This is a genomic window from Streptomyces sp. NPDC057616, assembly GCF_042800575.1.
Taxonomy (GTDB): domain Bacteria; phylum Actinomycetota; class Actinomycetes; order Streptomycetales; family Streptomycetaceae; genus Streptomyces.
In genome coordinates this window covers 72,535-97,889 of record NZ_JBHVGU010000011.1, presented here as the reverse complement: position 1 = coordinate 97,889, position 25,355 = coordinate 72,535, and the positions used below count along the sequence as shown (strand labels likewise).

24 protein-coding genes are annotated in these 25,355 nt (G+C 71.1%); 11 read left to right on the top strand and 13 right to left on the bottom strand.

Going from position 1 to position 25,355, the window contains the following annotated elements; genetic code table 11:
* Positions 1–108: 108 nt before the first annotated feature.
* On the top strand, positions 109–2,328 hold the full coding sequence (locus ACFU97_RS15930) for a SpoIIE family protein phosphatase (RefSeq protein ID WP_384256196.1): 2,220 nt from the start codon (positions 109–111) through the stop codon (positions 2,326–2,328).
* On the opposite strand, the gene ACFU97_RS15925 is transcribed toward ACFU97_RS15930, so the two are convergent.
* The 3 genes from ACFU97_RS15925 to ACFU97_RS15915 all read right to left on the bottom strand — a co-directional run bounded on the left by ACFU97_RS15925 (position 2,226) and on the right by ACFU97_RS15915 (position 4,998).
* Positions 2,226–3,356 carry an AI-2E family transporter gene (locus ACFU97_RS15925; protein ID WP_384256194.1) on the bottom strand — a complete coding sequence of 377 codons (1,131 nt, stop codon included), beginning with the start codon at positions 3,354–3,356 and terminating at the stop codon, positions 2,226–2,228. The genes ACFU97_RS15930 and ACFU97_RS15925 overlap by 103 nt on opposite strands.
* Before the next feature lie 97 nt (positions 3,357–3,453).
* A complete protein-coding gene (locus tag ACFU97_RS15920) occupies positions 3,454–4,425 on the bottom strand; it encodes a pirin family protein (protein WP_384256192.1) in 972 nt (323 codons plus the stop codon).
* A 105-nt stretch (positions 4,426–4,530) separates the two neighbouring features.
* Positions 4,531–4,998, bottom strand: coding sequence for an SseB family protein (locus tag ACFU97_RS15915; RefSeq protein ID WP_384256189.1), 468 nt, complete (start codon positions 4,996–4,998; stop codon positions 4,531–4,533).
* A gap of 156 nt (positions 4,999–5,154) precedes the next feature.
* On the opposite strand from ACFU97_RS15915, the gene ACFU97_RS15910 reads away from it, so the two are divergent.
* The 3 genes from ACFU97_RS15910 to ACFU97_RS15900 all read left to right on the top strand — a co-directional run bounded on the left by ACFU97_RS15910 (position 5,155) and on the right by ACFU97_RS15900 (position 8,791).
* Positions 5,155–6,981, top strand: a complete 1,827-nt coding sequence (locus ACFU97_RS15910; RefSeq protein ID WP_384256187.1) for an acyl-CoA dehydrogenase — start codon at positions 5,155–5,157, stop codon at positions 6,979–6,981.
* Positions 6,982–7,100: 119 nt separating this feature from the next.
* Positions 7,101–8,426, top strand: a complete 1,326-nt coding sequence (locus ACFU97_RS15905) for a M18 family aminopeptidase (RefSeq protein WP_384256185.1) — start codon at positions 7,101–7,103, stop codon at positions 8,424–8,426.
* Positions 8,427–8,542: 116 nt separating this feature from the next.
* Positions 8,543–8,791 (top strand): DUF6458 family protein, encoded by a 249-nt coding sequence (locus ACFU97_RS15900; RefSeq protein ID WP_384256182.1) that lies wholly within the window; start codon positions 8,543–8,545, stop codon positions 8,789–8,791.
* On the opposite strand, the gene ACFU97_RS15895 is transcribed toward ACFU97_RS15900, so the two are convergent.
* The 3 genes from ACFU97_RS15895 to ACFU97_RS15885 form a co-directional block, all read right to left on the bottom strand.
* Positions 8,779–10,605, bottom strand: a complete 1,827-nt coding sequence (locus ACFU97_RS15895) for a thioredoxin-like domain-containing protein (RefSeq protein WP_384256180.1) — start codon at positions 10,603–10,605, stop codon at positions 8,779–8,781. The two genes, ACFU97_RS15900 and ACFU97_RS15895, sit on opposite strands and share 13 nt — an antisense overlap.
* Before the next feature lie 78 nt (positions 10,606–10,683).
* Positions 10,684–11,544 carry a calcium-binding protein gene (locus tag ACFU97_RS15890; protein WP_384256177.1) on the bottom strand — a complete coding sequence of 287 codons (861 nt, stop codon included), beginning with the start codon at positions 11,542–11,544 and terminating at the stop codon, positions 10,684–10,686.
* Positions 11,545–11,690: 146 nt separating this feature from the next.
* Positions 11,691–12,083 carry a cupin domain-containing protein gene (locus ACFU97_RS15885; protein WP_384256175.1) on the bottom strand — a complete coding sequence of 131 codons (393 nt, stop codon included), beginning with the start codon at positions 12,081–12,083 and terminating at the stop codon, positions 11,691–11,693.
* A 53-nt stretch (positions 12,084–12,136) separates the two neighbouring features.
* On the opposite strand from ACFU97_RS15885, the gene ACFU97_RS15880 reads away from it, so the two are divergent.
* Positions 12,137–13,168: a helix-turn-helix domain-containing protein gene (locus ACFU97_RS15880; protein ID WP_384256172.1), complete on the top strand. Its 1,032-nt coding sequence runs from the start codon at positions 12,137–12,139 to the stop codon at positions 13,166–13,168.
* Positions 13,165–13,656, top strand: coding sequence for an LURP-one-related/scramblase family protein (locus ACFU97_RS15875; RefSeq protein WP_384256170.1), 492 nt, complete (start codon positions 13,165–13,167; stop codon positions 13,654–13,656). Before ACFU97_RS15880 ends, ACFU97_RS15875 begins: the two co-directional genes overlap by 4 nt.
* 108 nt (positions 13,657–13,764) lie before the next feature.
* Here the strand turns inward: ACFU97_RS15875 and ACFU97_RS15870 are convergent, their stop codons facing one another.
* Positions 13,765–14,562: a carbon-nitrogen family hydrolase gene (locus ACFU97_RS15870; protein ID WP_384256168.1), complete on the bottom strand. Its 798-nt coding sequence runs from the start codon at positions 14,560–14,562 to the stop codon at positions 13,765–13,767.
* 182 nt (positions 14,563–14,744) lie between these two features.
* Between ACFU97_RS15870 and ACFU97_RS15865 the strand changes: the two genes are divergently transcribed.
* A complete protein-coding gene (locus ACFU97_RS15865) occupies positions 14,745–15,569 on the top strand; it encodes a maleylpyruvate isomerase family mycothiol-dependent enzyme (protein ID WP_384256166.1) in 825 nt (274 codons plus the stop codon).
* An 11-nt stretch (positions 15,570–15,580) separates the two neighbouring features.
* Here ACFU97_RS15865 and ACFU97_RS15860 read toward each other — a convergent pair whose 3' ends face one another.
* From ACFU97_RS15860 to ACFU97_RS15850, 3 genes are all read right to left on the bottom strand, one after another.
* Positions 15,581–16,396 (bottom strand): hypothetical protein, encoded by an 816-nt coding sequence (locus tag ACFU97_RS15860; protein WP_384256163.1) that lies wholly within the window; start codon positions 16,394–16,396, stop codon positions 15,581–15,583.
* Positions 16,397–16,557: 161 nt separating this feature from the next.
* Entirely contained in the window at positions 16,558–17,871 is a 1,314-nt protein-coding gene (locus tag ACFU97_RS15855; protein WP_384256161.1) for a nitrate/nitrite transporter, read from the bottom strand.
* Positions 17,868–18,530, bottom strand: coding sequence for a GntR family transcriptional regulator (locus ACFU97_RS15850; protein WP_384256159.1), 663 nt, complete (start codon positions 18,528–18,530; stop codon positions 17,868–17,870). Before ACFU97_RS15850 ends, ACFU97_RS15855 begins: the two co-directional genes overlap by 4 nt.
* 217 nt (positions 18,531–18,747) lie before the next feature.
* Here ACFU97_RS15850 and ACFU97_RS15845 point away from each other — a divergent pair, with 217 nt between their 5' ends.
* Both ACFU97_RS15845 and ACFU97_RS15840 read left to right on the top strand, forming a co-directional pair.
* Complete coding sequence (locus tag ACFU97_RS15845) at positions 18,748–19,635, top strand: D-alanyl-D-alanine carboxypeptidase family protein (protein WP_384256537.1); 888 nt, start codon at positions 18,748–18,750, stop codon at positions 19,633–19,635.
* A gap of 310 nt (positions 19,636–19,945) precedes the next feature.
* Positions 19,946–20,143 carry a hypothetical protein gene (locus ACFU97_RS15840; RefSeq protein ID WP_384256157.1) on the top strand — a complete coding sequence of 66 codons (198 nt, stop codon included), beginning with the start codon at positions 19,946–19,948 and terminating at the stop codon, positions 20,141–20,143.
* An 80-nt stretch (positions 20,144–20,223) separates the two neighbouring features.
* Here ACFU97_RS15840 and ACFU97_RS15835 read toward each other — a convergent pair whose 3' ends face one another.
* From ACFU97_RS15835 to pdhA, 3 genes are read right to left on the bottom strand one after another with little or no spacing between them, the layout of a single operon-like run.
* Positions 20,224–21,648, bottom strand: a complete 1,425-nt coding sequence (locus ACFU97_RS15835) for a dihydrolipoamide acetyltransferase family protein (protein WP_384256155.1) — start codon at positions 21,646–21,648, stop codon at positions 20,224–20,226.
* Positions 21,649–21,658: 10 nt separating this feature from the next.
* Complete coding sequence (locus ACFU97_RS15830) at positions 21,659–22,636, bottom strand: alpha-ketoacid dehydrogenase subunit beta (RefSeq protein ID WP_384256153.1); 978 nt, start codon at positions 22,634–22,636, stop codon at positions 21,659–21,661.
* Between the two features lies 1 nt (position 22,637).
* Positions 22,638–23,816: a pyruvate dehydrogenase (acetyl-transferring) E1 component subunit alpha gene (pdhA, locus tag ACFU97_RS15825; protein ID WP_384256150.1), complete on the bottom strand. Its 1,179-nt coding sequence runs from the start codon at positions 23,814–23,816 to the stop codon at positions 22,638–22,640.
* A 345-nt stretch (positions 23,817–24,161) separates the two neighbouring features.
* Here pdhA and ACFU97_RS15820 point away from each other — a divergent pair, with 345 nt between their 5' ends.
* Positions 24,162–24,821 carry a response regulator gene (locus ACFU97_RS15820; protein WP_384256148.1) on the top strand — a complete coding sequence of 220 codons (660 nt, stop codon included), beginning with the start codon at positions 24,162–24,164 and terminating at the stop codon, positions 24,819–24,821.
* Positions 24,822–24,894: 73 nt separating this feature from the next.
* Positions 24,895–25,317 (top strand): pyridoxamine 5'-phosphate oxidase family protein, encoded by a 423-nt coding sequence (locus ACFU97_RS15815; RefSeq protein WP_384256146.1) that lies wholly within the window; start codon positions 24,895–24,897, stop codon positions 25,315–25,317.
* The last annotated feature ends 38 nt before the right edge of the window (positions 25,318–25,355 follow it).

Genomic DNA, 25,355 nt, shown 5'->3' with positions numbered 1-25,355 from the left:
TTTCACGTGAAACACCCCCAGCGTACCGGGCACCCCAAGATCGGCTCCCCACCATTAGGGGGCGACGATCGGTGGCACTCCCGGATCTCCTCTCCATAAAGTGGGGCAATGCGCACTGGTGAGCCTCTGCCCGCCGTGGGGGAGGTTCTGGCCGCCCTCGCGACCGGCATGTGGCACTGGGACACCGCCACCGACAAGGTCACGGTCGATGCCGAGGCAGCTCGGCTGCTCGGCCTGCCCGCCGAGGAGACCACCCTCACGGAGGCCCAGGCCAGGGCCCGTCTCCATCCGGTCGACTGGAACGAGATCACGGGTGTGGTCGGGCTGGCCGTCGCCGAGGGCACGCTGGCCGAGGTGCGGATCCGGATCATGGACGAGCAGGGTCGGGTCATCCGCGTCGTCCGCTCCCGCTCCAAACCGTCGTTCGACCCGGTGAAGCGGGCCTTCCAGCTGATCGGCACCCTTCAGGAGGTGACCGAGCCGACGCCCGGCACACCCGCCGGGCGCAGCGCCGTCACCGGCGACTGGCGGCGCTCCCGGGAGGCGTTCCTGCTGGACGCGGGCCGTGCGCTGGCGGAGGCGCGGTCGACGGCGGAGGTGCTGCGGGTCGCGGCGGGCCTGTCGATGCCCGGCTTCACCCCGGACGGGCTGGCGGTGTTCGGCGTCGAGGGCGATCGGCTGACGATCATCGGCCACCACGGGCACCAGCCCGGCGACGACAGCCCCTTCTCGCACATGTCCCTGGACACGGACTACCCGGCCGCCGAGGTGGCCCGTACCGGCCGTGCCGTCTACCTCTCCACCCCCGACCAGTACAAGGCCCGCTATCCGGCCACCTGGCCCCTCGCCTCGTCCTTCGGCCGCCACTCCTGGGCGTTCCTGCCGCTGACCGTGGCCGGGCGCACGATGGGGGCCTGGATGGCGGCCTTCGCCTACCCCGTCACCTTCAACCCGGACGAGCGGTCCGTGCTGACGACGGTGGCCCGCATGCTCGCCCAGGCGCTGTCCCGGGCCGGCGCCGCCGAGACCGAGCGCGCGCTGACCGACGGCCTCCAGCGCTCGATGCTGCCGACGCTCGGCCCGCAGATACCGGGGATGAGCGTGGCCGCCCGCTACGTGCCCACCGGCGGCGGCCTCCAGGTCGGCGGCGACTGGTACGACATGATCCCGCTGCCCGGGGGACCCTCGTCCGGTTCGGGACGGATCGCCCTGGTCATCGGCGACGTGCAGGGCCACGACGTCCGTGCGGCGGGCCTGATGGGCCAGCTGCGGATCGCCCTGCGGGCCTACGCCTCCGAGGGCCACCGCCCCGACGCGGTGCTCTCCCGCGCCTCCCGCTTCCTGCACGGCATGACGGACGGCGGCACCGACGGCGACGCGCTCGCCGACCTGCGCTTCGCGACCTGCCTGTACGTCGAGGCCGACCCGGCGACCGGCACCCTGCACATCGCCCGTGCCGGGCACCCCGACCCGGCGATCCGGATGGTTGACGGCACGGTGCTGGCCCGGCCGACGGCGGGCGGCCTGCCGCTCGGCATCGACCCGGACGCCGACTACCCGACCACCCGGATCACCCTCGAACCCGGCGAGACGATGCTGATCTGCACCGACGGTCTGATCGAGACCGGCGGGCACGACCTGGAGAGCGGCTGGCAGCGGCTGCGCACGATCCTCGAGGAGCACAAGGGCGATCTGGAGGAGCTGGCGGACGCCCTGGTGCAGGGTGTGCACGGGCCCTCCTCGCACCACACCACCGGCCCGTTCGCCGATCGGCGCGAGGACGACATAGCCGTCCTGCTGCTGCACCGCCCGGGGGAGGGCAGCGGCGAGACGCTGTTCCTGCCGCCCCCGGTGCGCCGCACCATGCTGTCCGTCGCGCAGGCCGAACCGGAGCGGGTGGCGGTGGCCCGCCAGCAGCTGCGCGAGCTGCTGCACGACTGGCCCTCGCCCGACCAGGTCGACTCGGCGGTGCTGCTGGTCTCGGAGATGCTCACCAACGTCCTGGTGCACACCGACGCCGACGCGTTGCTGCTGGCCGAGGTGCGCGGCGAGCCCGGCAGCCGCCGGATGCGCGTGCAGGTCACCGACACCAGCGACGCCCTGCCGCACAAGCGCCGCCCGGGCGAACTGGCCTCCTCGGGCCGCGGCCTGGTCCTGATGGAACTCCTCGCCGACGCCTGGGGCGTGGACCCCCAGGGCGAGGGCAAGAGCATCTGGTTCGAGCTCTACGAGTCCGGCGACTCCGACGGCACGGCCCCGGAGGACGCGTTCCCCGAGGAACCCCCGGAGGACGCGTTCCCCGAGGAACCCGGCGCGGCGCCGGCGTAGCGCGCCCGCAGTTCGCCGATCACCCCGAAGGCCGCCGCGGTGAGCGGGACGGCCAGGAGCATGCCGAGGATGCCGGCGACCGACGCGCCCGCCGTGATCGCGACCATCACCACCGCCGGGTGCATCTGCACCGTACGGCTCTGGATCATCGGCTGGAGGACGTGGCCCTCCAGCACCTGCACGGCGACGACGGCGCCGAGGGCCCACAGGGCGATCACGAAGCCGCGGTCGGCGAGCGCGACCAGGACGGCGACGGCGCCGGAGATGAAGGCACCGAGGTAGGGGATGTAGGCGCCGACGAAGACCAGCGCGCCGAGTCCGACGGCGCCGGGCACGTCCAGCACCAGCAGCGCGACCGTGATGCAGAGGGCGTCGATGAGCGCGATGAGGGTGGTGCCGCGCATGAACCCCTCGACGGCCCCGTAGGCCCGCCGGGCCATGGCCTCCAGGGTGTCGCCGCCGCGGCCCGGGACCAGGCCCCGGATCAGGCCGGCGGCCCGGTGCGAGTCCCGCAGGAAGAAGAAGACGAGCAGCAGGGCCAGCACCGCCATGGCGATGCCCTCGCCGACGACGCTGACCCCGCTGATGACGTTGGAGGCGGCCGTGCCGCCGAACCTGCCGAGCAGGTCCTTGGCGTTGGAGGCGAGGTCGTCCAGGGAGGTCCCGGCGGCCCCGAAGTGATCGGCGACGCTGCGGCCGGCGTCCTTCAGCGAGGCGATGATCTGGTCCCCGGTGTCGATGAGGGCGGCGACCACGACGTACACGGCACCGCCGACGACGGCCACGACGGCCACGCACGTCAGCCCGGCCGCGATCGACCGGTTGACCTTCGCCCGCACCAGCCGCCGGTACAGCGGCCCGAGGAGCGCGGTGCCGAGCAGCGCGAGCAGCACCGGCGTGACCGCGGTCCTGAGCTCCGCGCAGAGCCGGATGCCGACCCACCCGACGCCCGCCACCAGCAGGATGACGGCGCACCAGGCACCGAGCCGCCGTACGGGACCGGGAAGCAGCGGCTGGGGAACGGGCACCCTCTCATCTGGCCATACGCCGGATGCCGTGTCGCGCTGGGACCGCCGAACGAGAGGTCCGGCGGTCCCAGCGTCAACAGGTGGGTGCGGGTGTGCCTTACAGGCCGCCCTCGGTCATCCCGTGCACCGCGGGGACGGTGCCCAGACGGCCCTTCTGGAAGTCCTCGAAGGCCTGCTGGAGCTCGTCACGGGTGTTCATGACGAAGGGGCCGTAGTGGGCCATGGGCTCGCGGATCGGCTGCCCGCCCAGGAGCACGACCTCCAGGTCCGGCGTGTGCGAGTCCTGCTGCTCGTCCGCGCGGACGGTCAGCGAGCCGCCGCTGCCGAAGACGGCCGTCTGCCCCATCCGGATCGGACGGCGGTCGGCGCCGACGCTGCCCTGGCCGGCCAGGACGTAGGCGAGGCCGTTGAAGTCCTCGCGCCACGGCAGGGTGACCTCCGCACCCGGCGCCACGGTCGCGTGGAGCATCGTGATCGGCGTGTGCGTGATGCCGGGGCCCTGGTGGCCGTCCAGCTCACCGGCGATCACCCGCAGCAGCGCCCCGCCGTCCGGGGTCGTCAGCAGCTGCACGCTGCCGCCGCGGATGTCCTGGTAGCGCGGGGCCATCATCTTGTCCTTGGCCGGGAGGTTCACCCACAGCTGCAGGCCGTGGAAGAGACCGCCGGACATGACCAGCGCCTCCGGCGGGGCCTCGATGTGCAGCAGGCCGGAGCCCGCGGTCATCCACTGGGTGTCGCCGTTGGTGATGGTGCCGCCACCGCCGTTGGAGTCCTGGTGGTCGAAGATCCCGTCGATGATGTAGGTGACGGTCTCGAATCCGCGGTGCGGGTGCCAGGGGGTGCCCTTGGGCTCGCCCGGCGCGTACTCCACCTCGCCCATCTGGTCCATCATGATGAACGGGTCGAGGTACTTGTAGTTGATCCCGGCGAACGCCCGGCGCACCGGGAAGCCCTCACCCTCGAAACCGCTCGGCGCGGTCGTGACGGCGAGCACGGGACGTGCCACGGCATCGGCCGGCGCGGTCACGCGCGGCAGCGTCAGCGGGTTCTCGACGGTCACTGCAGGCATGTCGGTACCTCCTTGTGCGGCCAGTTTAGTTGAGCATTGAACTTTCTGCCACCCACAACAGAGGGAGCCCGGAGGGCATTCCCTCCGGGCTCCCTGAAGTGGGTGTCAGCCGTACATCCTGCGCATGGCGAACTCGACCATCTGCTCCACCGCCTTCGCGTCGAAGACCATCCGGTGCTCGCCCTCCATGTCGAGGACGAAGCCGTAGCCGGTGGGCAGCAGGTCGATCACCTCGGCACCGGTGATCACGAAGTACTTGGACTCCTTGCCGGCGTATCGGCGCAGCTCCTTGAGGGAGGTGAACATCGGGATCACCGGCTGCTGGGTGTTGTGCAGCGCGAGGAATCCGGGGTTGTCGCCGCGCGGGCAGTAGACCTTCGACGTGGCGAAGACCTGCTGGAAGTCCTCCGCGGACAGCTGGCCGGTGGTGAAGGCCCGCACCGCGTCGGCGAGCGACGGCGGGGACGGCTCGGGATACAGCGGTGGCTGCTGCCCGTAACCGCCCGGGCCCGGCGGCGCCTGGGCGTACTGCTGCTGAGCACCCGCACCCACGTTCTGGTCGTAGCCGTACATGAGCGCAAGAGTACTGAGTCACAGATGACCCATTCGGGGTTGCTTCTTATTACCGACGGGTAGCATCATCGTAGCTACTTGTTGGTACGTGAACTAGAAGCAGCGCGAGGATCCACAACCAGTGCCTCGCCGATATCTCTCAACGGAGCCGTCGCCATGGGGCACTACAAGTCGAATCTCCGCGACATCGAGTTCAACCTGTTCGAAGTCCTCGGACGGGACAAGGTGTACGGCGCCGGACCGTTCGCTGAGATGGACACCGAGACCGCGAAGAGCATCCTCGAGGAACTGACCCGCCTCGCGGAGAACGAGCTGGCCGACTCCTTCGCGGACGCCGACCGCAACCCGCCGGTCTTCGACCCGGAGACGAACACCGCCCCGGTCCCCGAGACGTTCAAGAAGAGCTACAAGGCCTTCATGGACTCCGAGTACTGGCGCCTGGGCCTGCCCGAGGAGATCGGCGGCACCACCTCCCCGCGCTCCCTGATCTGGGCCTACGCGGAGCTGGTCCTCGGCTCGAACCCGGCCGTGTGGATGTACGCCTCCGGCCCGGCCTTCGCCGGCATCCTCTTCGACGAGGGCAACGACGTCCAGAAGCACATAGCGAAGATCGCCGTGGAGCGGACCTGGGGCTCCACCATGGTCCTCACGGAGCCCGACGCCGGCTCCGACGTCGGCGCCGGCCGCACCAAGGCGGTCCAGCAGGAGGACGGCTCCTGGCACATCGAGGGCGTCAAGCGCTTCATCACCTCCGGCGAGCACGACATGGAGGAGAACATCCTCCACTACGTCCTCGCCCGCCCCGAGGGCGCCGGCCCCGGCACCAAGGGCCTCTCGCTCTTCCTCGTCCCGAAGTACCTCTTCGACTTCGAGACGGGCGAGCTGGGCGAGCGCAACGGCGTCTACGCGACCAACGTCGAGCACAAGATGGGCCTGAAGGCCTCCAACACCTGCGAGATGACCTTCGGCGACCAGCACCCCGCCAAGGGCTGGCTGATCGGCGACAAGCACGACGGCATCCGCCAGATGTTCCGCATCATCGAGTTCGCCCGCATGATGGTCGGCACGAAGGCGATCTCCACGCTCTCGACCGGCTACCTGAACGCGCTGGAGTACGCCAAGGAGCGCGTCCAGGGCCCCGACCTCGCGAACTTCATGGACAAGACCGCGCCCAAGGTCACCGTCACGCACCACCCGGACGTGCGCCGCTCGCTGATGACGCAGAAGGCGTACGCCGAGGGCATGCGCGCCCTGGTCATGTACACCGCAGCGCTCCAGGACGACATCCAGGTCAAGGAGGCGGCCGGCGAGGACGCCAAGGCCGAGCACGCGCTCAACGACCTGCTCCTGCCGATCGTGAAGGGCTACGGCTCCGAGAAGGGCTACGAGCAGCTCGCCCAGTCGCTGCAGACCTTCGGCGGCTCCGGCTTCCTGCAGGAGTACCCGATCGAGCAGTACATCCGCGACGCCAAGATCGACACCCTCTACGAGGGCACCACCGCGATCCAGGGCCAGGACTTCTTCTTCCGGAAGATCGTCCGCAACCAGGGCGCCGCGCTGAACTCGCTCGCCGAGGACATCAAGAAGTTCCTGGCGCTCGGCGAGGGCGGGGAGGAGCTGTCCGCCGCCCGCGAGCACCTGGCGAAGGCCGCCGTCGAGCTGGAGGCCATCGTCGGCCTGATGCTGACCGACCTCGCCGCCACCGAGCAGGACGTCAAGAACATCTACAAGGTGGGCCTCAACACCACCCGCCTGCTGATGGCCTCCGGTGACGTGGTCGTCGGCTACCTGCTGCTGAAGGGCGCCGCGATCGCCGCCGAGAAGCTCCCGACGGCGTCCAGCAAGGACAAGGCGTTCTACCAGGGCAAGATCGCCGCGGCGAAGTTCTTCGCGGCGAACGTCCTGCCCGGCGTCACCGGCGCGCGCAAGCTCGCCGAGGGGGTCGAACTGGACCTGATGGAGCTCGACGAGGCCGCCTTCTAGCACACCCCGCACGGGTTCCGGCAGCCCGCCTTCTGGGTAGCCAGAATTTCATATCGCCCTCACGAGGGCCCGCTCCCGGGACGAGGAGTGGGCCCTCGTACGTCGTTAAGGTGAACCCCATGAGCGAACCCCCCCGCTTCGACCGCGGACACACCGACGACCTGATGTCCTTCCTCGCGGCGAGCCCGTCGCCGTACCACGCGGTGGCGAGTGCCGCCGAGCGGCTGGAGAAGGCCGGGTTCCGGCAGGTCGCGGAGACGGACGCCTGGGACTCGGACGCATCGGCGGTCTCCGCCTCCGGCAGCGGCGGCAGGTACGTCCTGCGCGGCGGCGCGATCGTGGCCTGGTACGTCCCCGAGGGAGCGGCGCCCCACACGCCGTTCCGCATCGTCGGCGCGCACACCGACTCCCCGAACCTGCGGGTCAAGCCGCAGCCGGACACCGGAGCGCACGGCTGGCGCCAGGTGGCCGTGGAGATCTACGGCGGGCCGCTGCTGAACTCCTGGCTCGACCGCGACCTGGGCCTCGCGGGCCGGCTCACCCTGCGGGACGGCTCGACGCGCCTGGTCAACGTGGACCGGCCGCTGCTGAGGGTCCCCCAGCTCGCCATCCACCTGGACCGCTCGGTGTCCGCGGACGGCCTCAAGCTCGACAAGCAGCGCCACATGCTGCCCATCTGGGGGCTGGGCAACGACGTGCGCGAGGGCGACCTGATCGCCTTCCTGGAGGAGGAGTTCGGGCTCGGCGCCGGCCAGGTCACCGGCTGGGACCTGATGACGCACTCCGTGGAGGCACCCTCCTACCTGGGCCGCGACAAGGAACTGGTCGCGGGGCCGCGCATGGACAACCTGCTGTCGGTCCACGCCGGCGTGGCCGCGCTCGCCGGGGTCGCCGGGCACGACCTGCCGTACATCCCCGTGCTCGCCGCCTTCGACCACGAGGAGAACGGCTCGCAGTCGGACACCGGCGCGGACGGGCCGCTGCTCGGCAGCGTGCTGGAGCGTTCGGTGTTCGCGCGGGGCGGGACCCTCGAGGACCGGGCGAGAGCCTTCGCGGGCACGGTGTGCCTGTCCTCGGACACCGGCCACGCGGTCCACCCCAACTACGCCGAGCGGCACGACCCGACGCACCACCCGCGGGTCAACGGCGGACCGATCCTCAAGGTCAACGTCAACAACCGCTACGCCACCGACGGTTCGGGCCGCGCGGTCTTCGCCGCCGCCTGCGAGCGGGCGAACGTCCCCTTCCAGTCCTTCGTCTCCAACAACTCCATGCCGTGCGGCACCACCATCGGCCCGATCACCGCGGCCCGGCACGGCATCAGGACCGTCGACATCGGCGTGGCGATCCTGTCGATGCACAGCGCCCGCGAGCTGTGCGGGGCCGACGACCCGCATCTGCTGGCCAACGCCCTGGTGGCCTTCCTGGAGGGCGCGCCGTCGTGACGTGAGCCGCACCCGGCCGACGTGAGCGGTCGCCTCCGCATGACCAGCGGACCTCCGGGTACACGGAGTTGACCGAACGTCCGGAACAGACCGGACCGGACAGGGAGGCGACACTCATGGGCCTCGGCGGATGCATCATCCTCATCGCCGCGGGAGCAATACTCACCTTCGCGACGGACTGGCACATGAAGGGGGTCAACCTCGACCTGGTCGGCATCATTTTGATGATCGTCGGCCTGATCGGGGTCACCACCTTCAGCAGCATCGCGCGCCGGCGGCGCGTCATGGTGCCGCCCACGACCCCGGTCGTGGAGGAGGAGCGCCACCACCACCGCGACGGCTACAGCGACGGCTACGGCGTCTGATCGTCCATGCCGGCCAGGACCAGCGGCAACCGGTCCGCTCCCCTCTCGGTGAGGCGGACCGGCACGCCCCAGTCCTGCTGGTGGACATGGCAGGCCGGGTACTCGGCGGACTCGTCGTCGTCGCAGGACGCCGCCGTGGCGGAGACGTGCAGCACGCCCTCCCCGACCGCGGGGTCCAGCTCCAGGCCGCGGCTGAGGTCGGTGCCCGCGCCCTCCCCCGCCCGCAGCAGCTCCGGCGGGGTGGCGGAGACCAGCAGACGGGTCGAGGGGCCGTACCGGGTGTCGAGCTTCTGGCCCGCCGGGGCCTGGAAGATCACGTCCAACTCCAGCCTGCCGGGCGCCACTTCGGTGGCGGCGCGCTGGGTGCGGTGGGCGACCGAGGCCACCTTCACCGCCGCCTCCGGCAGGCGCAGCCGGGTCAGCCGGTGCCGGGCCGACTCGACCACCACGATGTCCTCGCCGGCGGGGACCGCGTCGCTCGGCTCCCGCAGGTCCGTGGCCAGGGTGGTGACCTCGCCGGTCGCCGGGTCGAAGCGGCGCAGGGCGTGGTTGTAGGTGTCGCTGACCGCGACCGAGCCGTCGGGCAGCGCGGTGACGCCCAGCGGGTGCTGCAGCAGGGCCTGGTCCGCGGCCCCGTCGCGGTGCCCGAAGTCGAACAGCCCGGTGCCCACGGCCGTGTGGACGTTGCCGTCGAGGTCCACCCAGCGCAGCGCGGACGTCTCGGAGTCGGCGACCCAGAGGCGGTCGGCGGTGGCGGCGAGCCCGGAGGGCTGCGCGAACCAGGCCTCGGCGCCGGGGCCGTCCACCAGCCCCTCGTTCGTCGTGCCCGCCGTGACGGCGACCGTTCGCGTCGCGGGGTCGTAGGCCCACAGCTGGTGCACGCCCGCCATGGCGATCCAGACCCGGCCGCCGAAGAGCGCGACGTCCCACGGCGAGGACAGGTCGATCTCGCGGGCCGGGCCCGAGGTGGGTGAGCCCCGCCACCACTGCCGGCCCGTGCCCGCCAGGGTCGTGACCTCGCCGGAGGCCACGTCGAGCCGCCGCAGCGCGTGATTGACGGTGTCGGCGATGACGACCGCGCCCTCGTCGAGCAGGGCGAGTCCCTGCGGCTCGCTGAACGCGGCGGCCCCGGCCGGGCCGTCCGTGAACCCGCGCGCGCCGGATCCGATCCGCCGCACGACGCTCTCCCCGTCCGCCGCGAGCTCCACCAGCTGATGCCGGGTGGTGTCGCTCACCAGGAAGTTCCCGGAGGGCAGCAGGAGCGCCTTGCCGGGGAAGCGCAGGGTGGTGGGCTGCGGCTCGGGCGCGACGTACGGCCCGTCCCCGCGCCGCAGCGTCCCCTTCGCCGCGTGCTCGGCCTCCAGCTCGGTCACCAGGCGCTCGATGGCGTGCACATGCCCCTCACCGGCATGCTGCGCGACGACGTACCCCTCGGGATCGATCACCACGAGCGTCGGCCACGCGCGCACCGCGTACTGCTTCCAGGTCGCGAGCTCCGGGTCGTCGAGCACCGGATGCGCCACCCCGTACCGCTCCACGGCGTCGGCCACCGCCGCATGCTCCGCCTCGTGCACGAACTTCGGCGAGTGCACACCGATCACGACGACGGTGTCCGCGTGCTTCTCCTCCAGCTCACGCAACTCGTCGAGGACGTGCAGGCAGTTGATGCAGCAAAATGTCCAGAAGTCGAGCACGACGATGCGTCCGCGCAGGTCGGCCAGCCTGTACTGCTTGTCGCCGGTGTTCAGCCAGCCGCCCTTGCCGGTCAGCTCGGGGGCGCGTACCCGGACCCGGCGTGGAGTGGAGTCGGTCATGGATCAAGGGTGCCACCCGGCACCGACAACCCGCCCGGCGCCCGTCTGCGGGCCCGCTCCCCGGCCCCGCCTGGTCCCTCAGTCCTGATGCACCACATTGCTGCCCGGGCCGCCCGAGAGGGTGTCCGTGCCCGGGCCGCCGTAGAGGTGGTCGTTGCCGCTGTTGCCGTACAGCTTGTCCTTGCCGCTGTTTCCGTACAGGACGTCGTCGCCGGTGCCGCCGTAGAGCGAGTCGTCGCCGGTGCCGCCGTAGACGGTGTCGTTGCCGTCGTCGCCCGAGAGGTACTGGGCGCCGTCGCCGCCGTGCAGGACGTCGTCGCCCGCGCCGCCCTGGACGATGTTGTCGCCGCCGCTCGCGAAGATCGTGTCCTTGCCGTCGCCGCCCCAGGCCAGGCCCTCGGCGCCGACGTTGATCGTGTCGTTGCCGGCGTCGCCCGAGACGTAGGCGCCGTCCAGGCGGCCGGTGTCGATGGCGTGGTCGTCGCCCGCGCCGAGCGAGATCTCGGCGTAGTAGTAGATCTGGTCGGTCGCGTTGTTGTACGCGGCCTTGTCGTTGCCGTCGCCGAGGTCCATGACCAGGGCGGCGTACGGATCCTGGCTGTCGACGTTGGTGACCGTGCACGAGACCTTCGTCCGGTCCGCGCCGTCGAGGTACGCGCAGTCGTGGCCCGCGCCGATCGGGACGACGTCGTCGATCACGTAGGTGATGCCGGTTCGGTCCGCGGTGTAGGAGGCGGTGACCATGGCCGTGTTGGCCTGGCCGGGGGCGGCCTTGTAGGTGAGCTGCCAGTCGTAGGCGTTGACCGCGGCGGTGGCCGGCGCCGTCGCGGCGGCGGCCGGACCGGCCGCGGTGAGCGGGACGGCGACGGCCGCGCCGAGGGCGAGCGTCACCGCCGGGACGGCGCGTATCAGCCTGCGGCGGGCGGGACGAGAGCGCATGGAGGACCTCCGGGTGAGACGTGAGCAGCCGTGCGGCTTGCTCAACGTCCGACTCGGGGCCCACCCGTTTGGTTGGCCAACTCCCGTGTGGGCACGGGAAGTTCACTTCGGGGACACCTCATGGCCCGGTGGATTCCGGGGCCCGGTCAGCGCAGGGCGTGCCCGGTGGTCGCGTCCACGTGGTCCGGAACCTCGTCGTGCCGGTCGCCGACCGTGGAGGTGCCGGTCGGTTCGAGCAGCAGGATCTCGGTGGGCACGCGCGCGTACGGCTTGTGCTCGGTGCCGCGGGGGACGGTGAAGACCGCACCGCGCGGCAGGACGACCGTGCGCTCGCCGGCCGGCTCGCGCAGGGAGATGTGCAGCTCGCCGGAGAGCACCAGGAAGAACTCGTCGGTGTGGTCGTGGACGTGCCAGAGGTGCTCGCCCTCGACCTTGGCGACGCGGACGTCGTAGTCGTTGACGGTGGTGACGATGCGGGGGCTCCACCGCTCGCCGAAGGAGGCGAGGGCCTGGTCGAGCAGGACGGGTTCGTTGGTCATGCACGCCATCGTCCGTGGTGGCCCGGCGCGGGCACGAGTGCTAGAAATCGCACATGCCGCAACGATCCTCGCAAGCCCCCACCCGCGCATCCAGGTCGCGGACCAGGACCCCGCACCGGGTCGCCGTGATCGTCGACGAGGGCACCAACCCCTTCGAGGTGGGCGTCGCGACCGAGCTCTTCGGGCTGCCACGGCCCGAACTCGGCCTCGCCGCCCCGCTGTACGAAGTGACGCTGTGCGCGCCCACGCGCGAGGTGCGCATGAACCACGGCTTCTTCACCGTGACCGGGGTGGCGGGCCTGGACGCCGTGGACGACGCGGACACCCTCGTCGTGCCGGGCCGGCCGGACAACGTCGTGCCGCGCGGCGAGGCCGTCCTGGAGGCGATCCGGCGCACCCACGCGCGCGGGGCGCGCGTCATGAGCCTGTGCACCGGAAGTTTCGCGCTCGCCGAGGCCGGGCTGCTCGACGGGCGCCGGGCCACCACCCACTGGATGTGGGCACGGACCTTCCGCGAGCTGCATCCGAGGGTCCTGCTGGAGCCCGACGTGCTCTTCGTCGACGAGGGCGACGTGCTGACCGCCGCGGGCAGCGCGGCGGCGCTCGACCTCGGTCTGCACGTCGTACGGCAGGACCATGGCGCGGAGATCGCCAACGCCGTGTCGCGGCGCCTGGTCTTCGCCGCCCACCGGGACGGCGGGCAGCGGCAGTTCGTGGAGCGGCCGGTGCCGGACGTGCCCGAGGAGTCGCTCGCTCCCCTGCTGGCGTGGGCCCAGGAGCGGCTGGGGGAGCCGCTGACGGTGGCGGAGCTGGCGGCCCGCGCGGCCGTCTCCCCCGCGACCCTGCACCGGCGCTTCCGGAGCGAGCTGGGCACGACCCCGCTGGCCTGGCTCACGGCGGAGCGGGTGGCGCTGGCCTGCCGGCTGATCGAGCGCGGGGAGGAGCGGCTGGACGTGGTGGCGGCCCGCAGCGGCCTGGGGACCGCGGCGAACCTCCGCGCGCGCCTGCGGGCCGGCACCGGACTCAGCCCGTCGGCCTACCGGCGGCGTTTCGGACCGGCCGCCGGGGAAGCGGTGACGGTATGAGATTCCTCGTACGCGACCGGCTCCTCGGCTTCGGTGACGACTACTGGATCGAGGACGAGCACGGCAACAAGGTGTTCCTCGTCGACGGCAAGGCCATGCGGCTCAGGGACACCTTCGAGATCAAGGACGTGCGCGGGCGCGTCCTGATCGACATCCACCAGAAGATGTTCGCCCTGCGCGACACGATGGTGATCGAGCGCGAGGGCGAGGCCCTGGCCACCATCCGGCGCAAGCGCCTGTCCCTGCTGCGCAACCACTACCGGGTCGCCCTAGTCGACAGCACCGAGCTCGACGTCAGCGGCAAGATCCTGGACCGGGAGTTCGCCGTCGAGTACGACGGCGAACTGCTCGCCGTGATCTCCCGGCGCCGGCTGCACGTGCGGGAGACCTACGGCGTCGACGTGGTGCGCGACGACGCGGACCCGGCGCTGCTGATCGCCGTGGCGGTGTGCGTGATCCACCTGGCGGAGAAGGAGCGGGAGGACTGAGGCGCGGGAGGACCGAGCCCCCACGGGGGGGGACTGAGCCCCGGGAGGACCGAGACGCGGGCGGGCCGGGGAGAGCGAGCCGGGCCGGGTGCGACCGCCGGGCACACCCTAGGGGCGGCGCGGCGGCTCCAGGCCCAGCATGCGGTCCTTGAGGGCGGGGAACTGCTCCCGGGTCGTCGCGACCTTCCCGGGCTCGAGTTCCACGGTGAGGACCTCCTCGCCGGCGCCCGCTTGGGCCAGCACCTCGCCCCATGGATCCACCACGATCGAGTGACCCGCCTGCGGAACTCCCGCGTGCGTCCCGGCCGTTCCACAGGCGAGCACGTACGCCTGGTTCTCGACCGCCCGCGCCTGGGCCAGCAGCGTCCAGTGCGACCGGCGGCGCTCCGGCCAGCCCGCCGGGACGACGAGAGTCTCGGCGCCGGCGTCGACGAGGCCGCGGAAGAGCTCGGGGAAGCGGAGGTCGTAGCAGGTCGCGAGGCCGAGGGTGGTCTCGGGCAGACGGGCCGTCACCAGGTCCCGGCCCGCGCCCATCAGCACGGCCTCGCCCTTGTCGAAGCCGAAGCGGTGGATCTTGCGGTAGGCGGCGGCGAGGTCGCCGGTGGGGGAGAAGAGGAGGGAGGTGTTGTAGAGGGGGCCCTCGGGGTCACGCTCGGGGATCGAGCCCGCGTGCAGCCATACGCCCGCGTCGCTCGCGGCCTTCGCCATGGCTTCGTGGGTCGGCCCGTCGAGCGGTTCGGCCTCGTCGGCGAACGCCTGGTAGGCGAAGGCGCCCGTGGTCCACAGCTCCGGCAGGACGACCAGATCGGCTCCGGCTTGTTCGCTCACCAGCGACGCCACCCGCCGCCGACGCGATTCGACCGATTCGTCCTCGTTCACGTCGATCTGGAGCAGAGAGGCGCGCACACTACCACCGTCCTGGCATTCGAGCCGTCCACACGGGCCTACGATCGTCACACGAAAGCACTGCCGGGGTGCCTCACAGCAGCGTAACTTAGCGTCTCAAGACACCCGCCGAGTGCAGCCACCTCCCGCTGGCAACGCTGCCACCAACCGCCCGAGTACCGACCGCCGAGGGGTCCCGTTCCGTGAGTCTGCATCCCACCCTCCAGCCCTACGCCGACGCCTGGACCCACTCCATCGAAGCGATATCCGAACTGGTGGGGCCGCTTGCGGAGGGAGAGTGGAACAGGCGAACGCCGTGCCCGGGCTGGTCCGTCCGTGACGTGGTCTCCCATGTCATCGGCCTCGACTGCGAGATGCTCGGCGACCCGCGTCCCATCCACACGCTGCCGCGCGACCTGTACCACGTCACCAACGACCAGCAGCGCTACACGGAGATCCAGGTCGACGTCCGCCGCCACCACACGGCTCCGGAGATGACCTCCGAGCTGGAGTACGTGATCATCCGTCGCAACCGCCAGCTGCGGAACGAGAGCCGGGACCCCGGCACCAAGGTGCGCGGCCCGCTCGGCGCCGAGACCACGCTCGAGGAGTCCATGCGCAAGCACGCCTTCGACGTGTGGGTGCACGAGCAGGACCTGCGCGCCGCCCTCGGCCGCCCGGGCAACCTCGACTCCCCCGGCGCGCACATCGCGCGGGACGTGCTCCTGGCCAAGCTGCCGGAGGTCGTCGCCGACATGGCGTCCGCACCGCGCAGTTCGGCGATCGTCTTCGACGTGCACGGCCCGATCGAGTTCCTGCGCACGATCCGCGTGGACATCCAGGGCCGCGGAACGCTGGAGACCGCTCCCGCGCTCGGCCCCGCCGCCACCCTCACCCTCGACTGGGAGACGTTCGTCCGGCTGGCCTGCGGCCGGGTGGCGCCGGAGGCCGTGGCGGACCGGGTGAAGGCGGAGGGCGACCCGGAGCTGACGTCGGCGATACTGCGCAACTTCTCGGTGACCGCGTAGCGCGGGCGGGCTCAGCGGTCCTCGGTCACGGACGTGGCGACGCCGTCGGCGATCACGACCTTGGCCGACACCCCCTTCTTGGCGGCGGCCTCGAGCTGGTCGAGCGTGCAGGTGGACATCGACTCGGACATGGGGCTGCCGCAGATGGTGCCGGCGCCCCGCACGGCGGTGTCGTCGGCGACGTAGAACGCCTGCTCCACGCCCTTCATGTCGGAGACGGTGTACTTGCCCGGGGCGAGGTAGCTCACGTTGCCGAGCCAGGTGCCGCTCACGCCCTTCGCGCCGGTGCCGGAGCCCGATCCGGTGCCGTTGTCGACGTCGTGGCGCTCGCGTACGGCGGTGGCGATGCCGTTCTTCAACGTCACGTCGGCGGTGACGGCCGCCTTCCTGGTGGCCGTCTCCAGCTGGTCGAGGGTGCAGCGGGGGCGGGCCTCGGAGCGGAGGCTGCCGCAGATCCGGCCGGCGCCGTGGACGGCGGTGTCGTCGGCGACGTAGAACTCCTGGTCGGTCTTTCCGGGGGCGTGCACCAGGTACTTGCCGGGCGCGAGGTAGCTGACCGTGCCGCCGGTGTAGGTGCCGGTGACGCCGTGCCGGGTGCTCGAGGCGTTCCGGGCCGCCGTACCGGAGGAGTTCTGCCCGGCGGCGGACGAGCCCGAGGAGGTCCCGTGCCGGGAGGTCTTCGACACCGACGCGTGCCGGGCGCCGCCGTTCTTGGCCCCGTCGCCCGACGAGCCGCTGTGCGCGGAGCCGCTCTGACAAGCGGTCATCAGCAGGCCGGCCGTGACGGCGGCGGTGACGAGGGCGGCCTTGCGGACGTGGCGGTTCATCGACGGTTTCCCTTCGAAGGCGAGGACTGCGTTCGTCGACTATGAGGGCCCACCGGCCGCTCGGGTCACACCCGTCCTCGCTTCACGACATCGCTGTCACGCGCCTGGGACAGAGCAACATCCGCGCTGCGAAACGCCGGTCGCGATGAACCGGCTCCGCCTCATACGGGCACGTGCACCGTCTCCACCCGGCTCGCCACCAGCCGCTCCCGCTCGCGCCGGGCGACGCGCCCGCGCAGCCGCAGGATCTGGCTGATCCCGAGCGCCTGGAGCACGAACACCGCGGAGAAGGCGACGGTGTAGTTGTCGCCGGTGGCGTCGAGCAGCACGCCGATCGCGAACAGGGTGGTCATCGACGCGACGAAACCACCCATGTTGGTGATCCCGGAGGCCGTGCCCTGACGCTCGGCCGGGTTGGCGGGCCGCGCGAAGTCGAAGCCGATCATCGACGCCGGGCCGCACGCGCCGAGCACCGTGCACAGCACGATCAGCAGCCACATCGGCGCCGTGTCGGCCGGGTAGGCGATGGTGGCCGCCCACACCGTCGCCGTCGCGGCCACGGTCCCGAGCGCCAGCGGCAGCCGTGCCGCGTGGTGCCGGGCGATGATCTGGCCGTAGACGAGGCCCACGACCATGTTCGACAGGACGACCAGCGTCAGCAGTTCACCGGCCGTGGCGCGGGACAGGCCCTGCGCCTGGACCAGGAACGGCATGCCCCACAGCAGCAGGAACACCATCGCCGGGAACTGGGTCGTGAAGTGCACCCACAGCCCGAGCCGGGTGCCCGGCTCGCGCCAGGAGGCCGCGATCTGCCGCCGCACGTACGCGGCGCCCTGGTGCGGCAGCGGCTCCGGCTCGTGGCCTTCGGGGTGGTCCTTCAGGAACAGCAGGAGCAGGACGAGGACGACGACGCCGGCGAGCGCGCTGCCCGCGAAGGCGGCCGTCCAGCCCACGCCGTGCAGCAGCCGGGACAGCACCAGCGTGGAGACGAGGTTGCCCGCCATGCCGACCAGGCCGGCGAGCTGCGCGATCATCGGCCCGCGGCGGGCCGGGAACCAGCGGGTGCCGAGCCGCAGCACGCTGATGAAGGTCAGCGCGTCGCCGCAGCCGAGCAGCGCGCGCGAGGCGAGGGCCATGCCGTACGAGGGGGAGAAGGCGAAGCCGAGCTGTCCCGCCGTGAACAGCACCACGCCGATGGTCAGCACCTTCTTGGTGCCGAGCCGGTCCACCAGCAGGCCGACGGGTATCTGCATGCCGGCGTAGACCAGCAGCTGGAGGATCGAGAACGTGGACAGCGCCGAGGCGTTGACGTGGAAGCGGTCGGCGGCGTCCAGGCCCGCGACCCCGAGGGACGTACGGAAGATCACGGCGACGAAGTAGACGGAGACGCCGATGCTCCACACGGCCATGGCGCGGCGGCCGCCCGGCGGATCACCCGGCAGGGCGACGGCGGAGGACGAGGAGGCCGAGCTCATCGGACCTCACCCCGCGCCAGGTGCGAGAACCAGCTGACGTGCCGGTGGACGACGCCGACCGCCGCCTCCACGTCCCCGGAGCGCAGCGCCTCCAGGATCTCCGCGTGCTCGGCGAGGGTCTTGGCGACCCGGTCGGGGTGGGAGTGCATGACGGCGACGCCCATCCTCAACTGGCGGTCGCGCAGCTGGTCGTAGAGCCGGGAGAGGATCTCGTTGCCACCGCTGCGGACGATCTCGGCGTGGAAGCAGCGGTCGGTCACGGCGGCCGCGGCGAGGTCGCCCGCGGCGACCTGTTCCCGCTGGCGGGCGAGCAGTTGCTCGAGCCGCTCGACCAGTCCTGCGGGCGCGGGCACGGCCTTGCGCGCCGCGTGCTCCTCGACCAGCAGCCGGGTCTCCACCACGTCCGCGATCTCCTGCGCGGACACGGGCAGGACCAGGGCTCCCTTCTTCGGGTAGAGCCTGATCAGCCCTTCCACCTCCAGACGCAGCAGCGCCTCGCGCACCGGAGTGCGCGACACCCCCACGGCGTCGGCGAGCTCGCCCTCGGTCAGCAGGGTGCCGCCCTCGTAGCGGCGCTCCAGGACGCCCTGCTTGACATGGGCGTACACGCGGTCGGCGGCCGGCGGCTGCTTGGTGGTCAGGGTCCCCGAGGTGCTCATGCGAACAGCATAGATACAACACGTACGCATGAAAGATCCCGTCCATCATCCGGACGGCCCTCCGTCGTAGATAATCCGCCCCAGCAAGAACACAACCTTCTGTGCTACTTACGTGTCACACACGTGCGGCCCACCTTTCTTTCCCCTTCAACTCGGCCGCACATCAGGGGCATTCAACGTAATCGGGGTATCTCAGTTGATTAGTGCCAACATCGGCATGAAGGGCCGCCGCCTGCGCAGAGCCGCAGTGGTCAGCGCCACCGCAGGCGCGGTGCTCGCGACCGGCGCCCTGGCCGCCGCGCCCGCACAGGCGGTCACGACGCCCTCCATCGTGGCCAAGGGCGGCTACGTGATGAACAACTCCAACGCCAAGACGCTCTACACCAAGGCCGCGGACACCAAGCGCTCCACCGGTTCCACCACCAAGATCATGACCGCGAAGGTCGTACTCGCGGCGTCGAACCTGAACCTCGACTCCAAGGTGACGATCCAGAAGGCGTACAGCGACTACGTCGTCGCCAACAACGCCTCCCAGGCGCACCTGATCGTCGGCGACAAGGTGACGGTCCGCCAGCTGCTGTACGGCCTGATGCTGCCGTCCGGCTGCGACGCCGCGTACGCGCTCGCGGACAAGTTCGGTTCCGGCTCGACGCGGGCCACCCGGGTGAAGTCGTTCATCGGCAAGATGAACACCGCCGCGAAGAACCTGGGCCTGAAGAACACCCACTTCGACTCGTTCGACGGCATAGGGAATGGGTCCAACTACTCGACGCCGCGCGACCTGACGAAGATCGCCAGCAGTGCGATGAAGAACTCCATGTTCCGCACGATCGTCAAGACGAAGTCGTACACGGCGAAGACCGTCACCAAGACGGGCAGCACCCGCACGATGGCCGCCTGGACGAACACCAACGGCCTGCTCAGCAGCTACAGCGGCACGATCGGTGTGAAGACGGGCTCCGGCCCTGAGGCGAAGTACTGCCTCGTCTTCGCCGCCACCCGCGGCGGCAAGACGGTCATCGGCACCGTCCTCGCCTCCTCGTCCATCGCCCAGCGCGAGTCGGACGCCAAGAAGCTCATGACCTACGGCTTCGCCAAGATCTGACGCCCACGGGCTGCTCATGACGCACGAAGGGTCCCTCGCCGCCGGCGAGGGACCCTTCGCCCCTTCGAGGGGGTCGAGCGAAGCGGCTCTCACAGCAAGGGTGTGTGTACGTCCGCTGCGGGCAGCTGCGGCCGACGAGCGGCGGTGCGAGCGGGGTCGTGGCCGCGGTGGCGACCGAAGTGCACGTCCTCCTGCGCCAGTTGTTCCGCAAGGACTGGCAGCAGATCGCCTCCCCCGCATCGGACCGGCCGACGTTCAGCAGGTCGAGGAGGCGCTGGACGGCATCGACGCCGAGAAGGCGGTGTCCCTGATGGGGTTCTTCGCCTCGCAGTGCCTCGTGTGGCGCGACGTCACGTTCATGGACCCCGCCGAGGCCGAGGCCGTCGCGGGGCAGGTCGTGGAACTCCTCGGGGCCGATGCGCGACGGTGGTCCAACGGGCACGACGGTCTCCTCGCGGGCACCGACGGCCACCGCTTCGCCGTGCTGATCCAGGTCGGCGAGGACTGAACCTCACCCTGGCCGAAGGGGCGGCCGCAGGCCGAACCTGCCGCCGCCCCTTTGCGTCGCACACCGTGCCGACCGGTCCGTCACGCCCAGGTCAGCAGCCTCTTCGGTTGTTCCAGGATCGCCGCCACGTCGGCCAGGACCTTGGAGCCCAGTTCGCCGTCGACCAGGCGGTGGTCGAAGCTCAGCGCCAGGGTGGTGACCTGACGGGGCTTCACCTTGCCCTTGTGGACCCACGGCTGGAGCTTGATCGCGCCGATCGCGAGGATCGCGGACTCGCCGGGGTTGAGGATGGGCGTGCCCGTGTCGACGCCGAAGACGCCGACGTTCGTGATGGTGACCGTGCCGCCCTGCATCGCGCCCGGGGACGTCTTGCCCTCGCGCGCGGTGGACACCAATTCGCCGAGCGACCCGGCCAGTTGCGGCAGGGTCTGGGCGTGCGCGTCCTTGATGTTCGGGACGATCAGGCCGCGCGGGGTGGCCGCCGCGATGCCCAGGTTGACGTAGTGCTTGACCACGATCTCCTGCGCCGCCTCGTCCCAGGAGGCGTTGATGTCCGGGTTGCGCCGGATCGCGACCAGCAGGGCCTTGGCGATCAGCAGCAGCGGGTTCACCCGCAGGCCCGCGAACTCCTTGTCCTGCTTGAGCTCCTCGACCAGCTTCATCGTGCGGGTCACGTCCACCGTCACGAACTCCGTGACGTGCGGCGCCGTGAACGCCGAGCCGATCATGGCCTGGGCGGTGGCCTTGCGCACCCCCTTGATCGGGATACGGGTCTCCCGGGCCGCGTCGTACACCGGCGCCGGGGCCGCGGCGGCGGGGGCCGCCGGAGCCTCCACCACCGGCTGCGGGGCCTCGGCCCGCGCGATCGCGGCGTGCACGTCCTCGCGCGTGATGATGCCGTCCGGGCCGGACGGGGTGATCGCCGCCAGGTCGACGCCCAGGTCCTTCGCCAGCTTGCGCACCGGCGGCTTGGCCAGCGGGCGCGGCTCCTCGGCCGTCCCCGCGGAGGCGGCGGCGGGCGCACCGGCCGGGCCGTGGCCGTTGAGCTCCGGCTGGATCGCCGTGGACGCCTGGGGGACCTCGGTCTCGGGGCCCTTGCGCGGGCGGCGCTTGGTCGAGGACGTCGCCACGCCGTAGCCCACCAGGACCGGCTGGCGGCCCGAGCCCTCGGGCTTCTCCGTCTCCGGGGCGTCCGGAACCTGCCCGGCCGCCGGCTCGGGCTCCGGCTCGGGAGCCGCCGCCCCGCCGGACACGTCCACCGCGATGATCGCCGTGCCCACGTCCACCGTGGTGCCCTCGGGGAAGTGCAGGTCACGGACCACCCCGTCGTACGGGATGGGCAGTTCGACCGCCGCCTTCGCGGTCTCGACCTCGCACACCACCTGGCCGTCGGTGACCGTGTCGCCGGGCTGGACGTACCACTTGAGGATCTCGGCCTCGGTGAGGCCCTCGCCCACGTCCGGCATCTTGAACTCGCGTACGGACGCTTCCGTCATCGTCGTCACGACCCTCTCCTCAGTACGCCAGGGCGCGGTCGACGGCGTCGAGCACCCGGTCCAGGCCCGGCAGGTACTCCTCCTCCAGGCGGGCCGGCGGGTACGGGGCGTGGTAGCCGCCGACCCGGAGCACCGGGGCCTCCAGGTGGTAGAAGCAGCGCTCCGTGATCCGGGCGGCGATCTCCGCGCCCGAGCCGAAGAACACCGGTGCCTCGTGGACCACGACCAGGCGGCGGGTCTTCTCGACCGAGGCCTGGATGGAGTCGAAGTCCAGCGGGGACACCGACCGCAGGTCCAGCACCTCCAGGGACTTGCCCTCCTCGGCGGCCGCGTCGGCCACCTCCTGGCAGAGCTTCACCATCGGGCCGTAGGCGGCGAGGGTGAGGTCGGTGCCGGCGCGGACGACCTGCGCCTTGTGCAGCGGTCCCGGGATGGCCTCGGTGTTGACCTCGGCCTTGTCCCAGTAGCGCCGCTTCGGCTCGAAGAAGATCACCGGGTCGTCGCTCTGGATGGCCTGCTGCATCATCCAGTAGGCGTCCGAGGCGTTGGACGGCGAGACGATCTTGAGGCCCGACACGTGCGCGAACAGGGCCTCCGGGGACTCGGAGTGGTGCTCGACCGCGCCGATGCCGCCGCCGTAGGGGATGCGGACGACGACCGGGAGCTTGACCTTGCCCAGCGAGCGCGCGTGCATCTTCGCGAGCTGGGTGACGATCTGGTCGTAGGCCGGGAAGACGAAACCGTCGAACTGGATCTCCACGACCGGGCGGTAGCCGCGCAGGGCGAGGCCGATCGCGGTGCCGACGATGCCGGACTCGGCCAGCGGGGTGTCGATCACCCGGCTCTCGCCGAAGTCCTTCTGCAGGCCGTCCGTCACCCGGAAGACGCCGCCGAGCTTGCCGACGTCCTCGCCCATGACGAGAACCTTGGGGTCGGCCTCCAGGGCACGCCGCAGCGACTCGTTGATCGCCTTGGCCAGGGCCATCTTCTCCGCCATCTCAGTGACCCCCCTCGTCTGCGAACGACGCCTGGTAGGCGGCGAACTGGGCTCGCTCCTCGTCGACGAGCGCGTGCCCGTCCGCGTACACGTTCTCGAAGATGGCGAAGTGGTCCGGGTCCGGCATGGCGCGGACCGCCTCACGCACTCGCCTGCCCAACGCTTCGCTCTCGGTCTCGAGTTCCGCGAAGAATCCCTCGTCCGCGTGGTTTGCGGACTCCAGGTACCGGCGCAGGCGCAGGATCGGGTCCTTCGCCTCCCACGCCTCGCGCTCCTCGTCGGCCCGGTACTTCGTCGGGTCGTCGGAGGTGGTGTGCGCGCCCATGCGGTAGGTGTACGCCTCGACGAGCGTCGGGCCCTCGCCGCTGCGCGCCCGCTCCAGGGCCCAGCGGGTGACCGCGAGGCAGGCGAGCACGTCGTTGCCGTCCACCCGCACGCCCGGGAAGCCGTAGCCCTGCGCGCGCTGGTAGAGCGGGACGCGGGTCTGCTTCTCGGTCGGCTCGGAGATCGCCCACTGGTTGTTCTGGCAGAAGAAGACCACCGGGGCGTTGTAGACCGCGGAGAAGGTGAAGGACTCCGCGACGTCGCCCTGGCTGGAGGCGCCGTCGCCGAAGTAGGCGATCACCGCGCTGTCCGCGCCGTCCTTGGCCACGCCCATCGCATAGCCCGTCGCGTGCAGCGTCTGGGAGCCGATGACGATGGTGTAGAGGTGGAAGTTGTTGCTGTTGGGGTCCCAGCCGCCGTTGTTCACGCCGCGGAACATGCCCAGCAGGTTGGTGGGGTCGACCCCGCGGCACCAGGCGACGCCGTGCTCGCGGTAGGTCGGGAAGACGTAGTCGTCCTCGCGGGTGGCCCGGCCGGAGCCGATCTGGGCGGCCTCCTGGCCCAGCAGCGAGGCCCACAGGCCTAGCTCGCCCTGGCGCTGCAGTGCGGTGGCCTCGGCGTCGAAGCGGCGGGTGAGCACCATGTCGCGGTACAGGCCGCGGAGCTCATCGGGGGTGATGCCGGCGACGTACTTGTCGTACTCGGCGTTCTTCAGCCGCTCGCCCTCGGGCGTCAGCAGCTGTACGAGCTCGGGGTCGGTGCCAGGCGCGTTCTTTGCGGTCGTGCGCTTGCCGGCCGTGCTCTTGGTTCCGGCGCTGCGTCGCGGCTTGCGCGCGGCAGTGCTCTCCACGGTCACGTGTGCTCCTCCGTCGGTCCGGCTACCCGGGTTCGCCGGGTGCCAGTGCGGCTCACCTGTTGTCCCACGGACGCACAGGGTGGGTGCGGCCCGGTCGGGAACAGGCGTGACAGGTGCCCCGGCGAGCGCCCTGCAGAAGGCACGTTACCCAGTGCTCCACAATTCTGTGAAACCCCTCCTGACCTGCGATTTTGCTTGGATTTCCAAGTAAATCGCGAAAGCCTGGAACAAGTCCTGGTCACAGCCTTGCAGGGGGCCGGAACAACGGCACGTTATCCCGGTGACCCAGCTCACGGGAAGAGTCCACCTCGGGCGGCGCTCCTCCCCCTGTGTGAGACTGCGTACGTGCGCGAAGACGGAAGAATCCGGGTATTCCTCCTCGACGATCACGAAGTGGTCCGGCGCGGTGTGCACGAGCTGCTGGCGGTCGAGGACGACATCGAGGTGGTCGGCGAGGCCGGCACGGCCGCCGAGGCGCTGGCGCGCATTCCGGCCACCCAGCCCGACGTCGCGGTGCTCGACGTGCGGCTCCCGGACGGCAGCGGTGTCGAGGTGTGCCGGGAGGTCCGCTCCCAGCACGCGTCCGTGCAGTGCCTGATGCTCACCTCGTACGCCGACGACGAGGCACTGTTCGACGCGATCATGGCGGGCGCCTCCGGCTACGTCCTCAAGGCCATCCGGGGGACCGAGCTGCTGACGGCCGTGCGGGACGTGGCGGCCGGGAAGTCCCTGCTCGACCCGGTGGCCACCGCGCGCGTGCTGGAGCGGCTGCGCGGCGGGGGCGGCCCCCAGCAGGACGACCGGCTCGCGCACCTCACCGACCAGGAGCGCAGGATCCTCGACCTGATCGGCGAGGGCCTCACCAACCGCCAGATCGGCGAGCAGCTGCACCTGGCCGAGAAGACGATCAAGAACTATGTGTCCAGCCTGCTGTCCAAGCTCGGCATGCAGCGGCGCTCCCAGGCGGCCGCGTACGTGGCACGGATGCAGGCGGAAAAGCACTGAGAGTGATCGGCAAACGAGCAATTGAGGACTTACGTCCCTGTTGCCGTCCCTCTTCCGCACACACAGTGAGTACATGCACTCCGACGAACGGCTCGCCGTCGACCTGCTCGCCGGCACCGACTACGGCCGCGTCGCCACCAGCATGCGCGCCCTGCCCTTCCTGGCCTTCGCCCGGCACATCGTGCAGGACGGCCTGGTCCTGCTGCGTCTGCCCCGCAGCTGCGGCTACCACCGGGCCTGCATCGGCAGCGTCGTCGCGTACGGCTCCGACAACCTGAGCTCGGCACGGCCGGGCGAGAGCCTGTGGTCCGTCCAGGTCGTCGGCGAGTGCGCGGCCCACGAGCCGACGGCCGCCGAGACGGAGCGGTTCGGGCCGGCGCCCCGCACGGTGGACGGCGTGCCCTACGAGCCCGTCCACCTGCGCATCGAGCCGCAGTTCGGGACGGTCCACTCGGCCGACGACGGCCTGGAGCGCCACTTCGCGCACATGCTGTGACCGATTGCGACTGCCTGTGACAACGCCCAGCTCAATGG

What these genes read in the sequence shown, in the direction of transcription:
- ACFU97_RS15895 (WP_384256180.1), bottom strand. Translation starts at nt 10,605, where the DNA reads ATGACCGACTCCACTCCACGCCGGGTCCGGGTACGCGCCCCCGAGCTG.
- ACFU97_RS15890 (WP_384256177.1), bottom strand. Translation starts at nt 11,544, where the DNA reads ATGCGCTCTCGTCCCGCCCGCCGCAGGCTGATACGCGCCGTCCCGGCG.
- ACFU97_RS15830 (WP_384256153.1), bottom strand. Translation starts at nt 22,636, where the DNA reads ATGGCGGAGAAGATGGCCCTGGCCAAGGCGATCAACGAGTCGCTGCGG.
- ACFU97_RS15900 (WP_384256182.1), top strand. Translation starts at nt 8,543, where the DNA reads ATGGGCCTCGGCGGATGCATCATCCTCATCGCCGCGGGAGCAATACTC.
- ACFU97_RS15875 (WP_384256170.1), top strand. Translation starts at nt 13,165, where the DNA reads ATGAGATTCCTCGTACGCGACCGGCTCCTCGGCTTCGGTGACGACTAC.
- ACFU97_RS15860 (WP_384256163.1), bottom strand. Translation starts at nt 16,396, where the DNA reads ATGAACCGCCACGTCCGCAAGGCCGCCCTCGTCACCGCCGCCGTCACG.
- ACFU97_RS15885 (WP_384256175.1), bottom strand. Translation starts at nt 12,083, where the DNA reads ATGACCAACGAACCCGTCCTGCTCGACCAGGCCCTCGCCTCCTTCGGC.
- ACFU97_RS15905 (WP_384256185.1), top strand. Translation starts at nt 7,101, where the DNA reads ATGAGCGAACCCCCCCGCTTCGACCGCGGACACACCGACGACCTGATG.
- ACFU97_RS15850 (WP_384256159.1), bottom strand. Translation starts at nt 18,530, where the DNA reads ATGAGCACCTCGGGGACCCTGACCACCAAGCAGCCGCCGGCCGCCGAC.
- ACFU97_RS15855 (WP_384256161.1), bottom strand. Translation starts at nt 17,871, where the DNA reads ATGAGCTCGGCCTCCTCGTCCTCCGCCGTCGCCCTGCCGGGTGATCCG.
- ACFU97_RS15840 (WP_384256157.1), top strand. Translation starts at nt 19,946, where the DNA reads ATGGGGTTCTTCGCCTCGCAGTGCCTCGTGTGGCGCGACGTCACGTTC.
- ACFU97_RS15880 (WP_384256172.1), top strand. Translation starts at nt 12,137, where the DNA reads ATGCCGCAACGATCCTCGCAAGCCCCCACCCGCGCATCCAGGTCGCGG.
- ACFU97_RS15845 (WP_384256537.1), top strand. Translation starts at nt 18,748, where the DNA reads ATGAAGGGCCGCCGCCTGCGCAGAGCCGCAGTGGTCAGCGCCACCGCA.
- ACFU97_RS15920 (WP_384256192.1), bottom strand. Translation starts at nt 4,425, where the DNA reads ATGCCTGCAGTGACCGTCGAGAACCCGCTGACGCTGCCGCGCGTGACC.
- ACFU97_RS15915 (WP_384256189.1), bottom strand. Translation starts at nt 4,998, where the DNA reads ATGTACGGCTACGACCAGAACGTGGGTGCGGGTGCTCAGCAGCAGTAC.
- ACFU97_RS15910 (WP_384256187.1), top strand. Translation starts at nt 5,155, where the DNA reads ATGGGGCACTACAAGTCGAATCTCCGCGACATCGAGTTCAACCTGTTC.
- ACFU97_RS15815 (WP_384256146.1), top strand. Translation starts at nt 24,895, where the DNA reads ATGCACTCCGACGAACGGCTCGCCGTCGACCTGCTCGCCGGCACCGAC.
- ACFU97_RS15930 (WP_384256196.1), top strand. Translation starts at nt 109, where the DNA reads ATGCGCACTGGTGAGCCTCTGCCCGCCGTGGGGGAGGTTCTGGCCGCC.